This is a genomic window from Dactylosporangium salmoneum, from assembly GCF_039532525.1.
In the GTDB taxonomy this organism is placed as follows: Bacteria; Actinomycetota; Actinomycetes; order Mycobacteriales; family Micromonosporaceae; genus Dactylosporangium; species Dactylosporangium salmoneum.
Genome location: NZ_BAAARV010000016.1, coordinates 1 through 2,521 on the forward strand (window position 1 = coordinate 1; position 2,521 = coordinate 2,521).

Sequence of the window (2,521 nt, forward strand, 5' to 3'; positions counted from 1 at the left end):
GCGCAGGCGGGGCAGGCGGGCCGGGCGGGGCAGGCGGGGCAGGCGGGCCGGGCGGGGCAGGCGGGCCGGGCGGGCCGGACGTCGCCTCCAGCCACAGCGCGTGGAAGGCCTCGACGTCGCCGCGGAGGGTCTCCACCACCAGCTCGAGCAGCCCCCAGCGGGGCGCCCGCGGTGCGGAGAACACGGCGGCCACGGTGGCGTGGCTGCACCCGACCTCGCGGGCCATGGTGCGCAGACTCGGCCAGCCGGCCTGGTGGTGCAGATCGTGCAGACGGTCGAAGAGCACGCGTAACGGGCCTGGGTCGACTTCGGGTCTGGGCAGGGCTCCCACCGGCACTCCCTCGGGTGGACGGCGTGCACGTCCACTGTCCCGACGCCCGGACCGCGGTGTCAACGCGATTACCGAAGGTGAGGCTGGATGGTTCCGGACAGTTCCGTCCAGTTCTGTCAACCAGGTCGGCGCCGCCCCGACGCTGGTGTCATCGCAACCGAGGGGGGAACCTGAAATGTCCGGTATCAACGAATCGACCGACGCGGTCAAGCACGTCGTCGGTCCCGCCTCCGCCGTCAAGCACGTGGCCCCGTACCGCTACCCGCTGGCCGAGGCCGACGCGGCGCGCATGGCGGAGCTGTCCGCCGAGATCGCCGACCGGCTCGCCGAGATGGAGCGGATCTTCACCGTCACCACCGGCGAGGCCCCGCGGGACGCGGCGCCGCGGTTCGTGCCCGCGCCGGGTCACGCGGCGGCCGAGGCCGACTCCGACGTCACCTACGTCGAGATCATCTGCGGGCCGGAGGGGTGCGGCTGCTACGTGACCCTCGCCGACGGCACCGGCTTCTGCGAGTACCCCTGCGGCGGCTGAGGAGGCGGCGATGAACGTGCGGCGGCAGATCGAGAAGGTCCTCGACGAGGACGGCGGGCGCACCGTCGGCGTCGTCGTGCAGATGCACGCCGACCCGGCCGGTCCGGCGGCGGATCTCGGCCACCGGGCCCAGGCCACCTCGGCCCGCGAGGTGCTGCCCGAGCCGGTGCGGGCCGTGCGGTCCGCGGCCGTGCTGGCCGGCACCACCGCGGGTGGGGTGCCCAACGCCCGCCCGGCCGTGCCCGACCTGGCCGGCGGCGGCCCGGCCCAGCCCGGCCTCGCGGCGGTCCGCTCCGCCAACGCGGCGGCGCTGGAGCCGCTGCTGGCCACCGACGCGGTCCGCGGGGGCGGCGGTGCGGTGCGACCGTTCTGGCCCTCGCGCTCGGCCTACGTGGAGCTCGACCGGGACGAGCTGGCCAAGCTGAGTGGGCTGCCGGGGCTGGCCGCCGTGTACCCGAACGTGGAGCTGGCGCTGCCGCCGGTCGCCGCGGCGCGGGAGCTGCCGACCGCGGTACTGGAGAACTCCGCCTCGTCGTGGGGCGTGACCGCGGTCGGCGCGCTGGCTGCCTGGGGCGCCTACGGGGCCCGCGGCGCCGGCGTGACCGTCGGCGTGCTCGACAGCGGCGTGCAGGCCGACCACCCGGACCTGGCCGGCAAGGTGAAGCACTGGGCCGAGTTCGACGACCAGGGCCACCCGGTGGACTCGACCCCGCGGGACACCCAGGGCCACGGCACCCACGTGTGCGGCACGATCGCCGGCGGCGACCGCAGCGGCCAGTGGATCGGGGTGGCCCCGGAGGCGGAGCTGGCCGTGGCCCGGGTGCTGCCCAACGGCCGCGGCACCCTGGCGCAGATCCAGGCCGGCCTCACCTGGGCGATCGAGCAGCGGGTGGACGTGATCAGCATGTCGCTGAGCGCACCGCTGCTCGACGACGAGGACGGCTTCGTCTCGCTGGCCCCGAACGTGTTCACCGAGTCGTTCCTGACCTGCATGCGGGCCGGCATCCCGGTGGTGGCGGCGATCGGCAACCGGGGCGGGGAGACCGGCGCGACCACCGGCGGCGACGTCTTCGCCCTCGGCGTCGGCGCGACCGACTACCGCGACGTCGTGGCGGGCTTCAGCGGCGGCCTGTCGGAGGTCGTCATCACCTCGACGCTCATCGCCGCCGACAAGCTGCCGCTGATGTTCATCAAGCCCGACATCTGCGCGCCGGGCATGGCCGTCACCTCGTCGTACCTCGACGGGACGTGGAAGGCGCTCAACGGCACGTCGATGGCCACGCCGCACGTGGCCGGGGCGGTCGCGCTGCTGCTCAGTGCGGTGCCGTCGATCCGCACGGGCCACGAGGGGTTCAAGCGGGCCGCGTACGTCATCGAGCAGCTCATCGGCTCGGCCGACGAGCTCGGCGAGGCCGGCCAGGACGCCCGCTACGGCTTCGGCCGCCTCAACGTCCTGCGCGCCATCGCCCTGGCCCGCTCGGTCGGCTCGGGCGGCCCGCAATGAGCCGGGCCGGCGCACAAGACGCCAACGCACACGGGACCGGCGCACACGGGACCGGCGCACACGGGACCGGCGCACACGGGACCGGCGCACACGGGACCGGCATGCAAACGGCTGACATGCACAAGGCCGACGTGCGATGGGCCGGTCCCACGCG

General features: G+C 75.0%; 3 protein-coding genes. 2 read left to right on the forward strand and 1 reads right to left on the reverse strand.

All coding sequences use genetic code 11. The features are described from left to right. Positions 1–286, reverse strand: a 286-nt coding sequence (locus tag ABD352_RS07820) for a hypothetical protein (protein WP_344611550.1), incomplete at its 3' end; no start/stop codon positions are given. 220 nt (positions 287–506) lie between these two features. Between ABD352_RS07820 and ABD352_RS07825 the strand changes: the two genes are divergently transcribed. Next, positions 507–863, forward strand: a complete 357-nt coding sequence (locus ABD352_RS07825) for a hypothetical protein (protein WP_344611551.1) — start codon at positions 507–509, stop codon at positions 861–863. A 10-nt stretch (positions 864–873) separates the two neighbouring features. After that, positions 874–2,367, forward strand: coding sequence for a S8 family serine peptidase (locus tag ABD352_RS07830; RefSeq protein WP_344611552.1), 1,494 nt, complete (start codon positions 874–876; stop codon positions 2,365–2,367). The last annotated feature ends 154 nt before the right edge of the window (positions 2,368–2,521 follow it).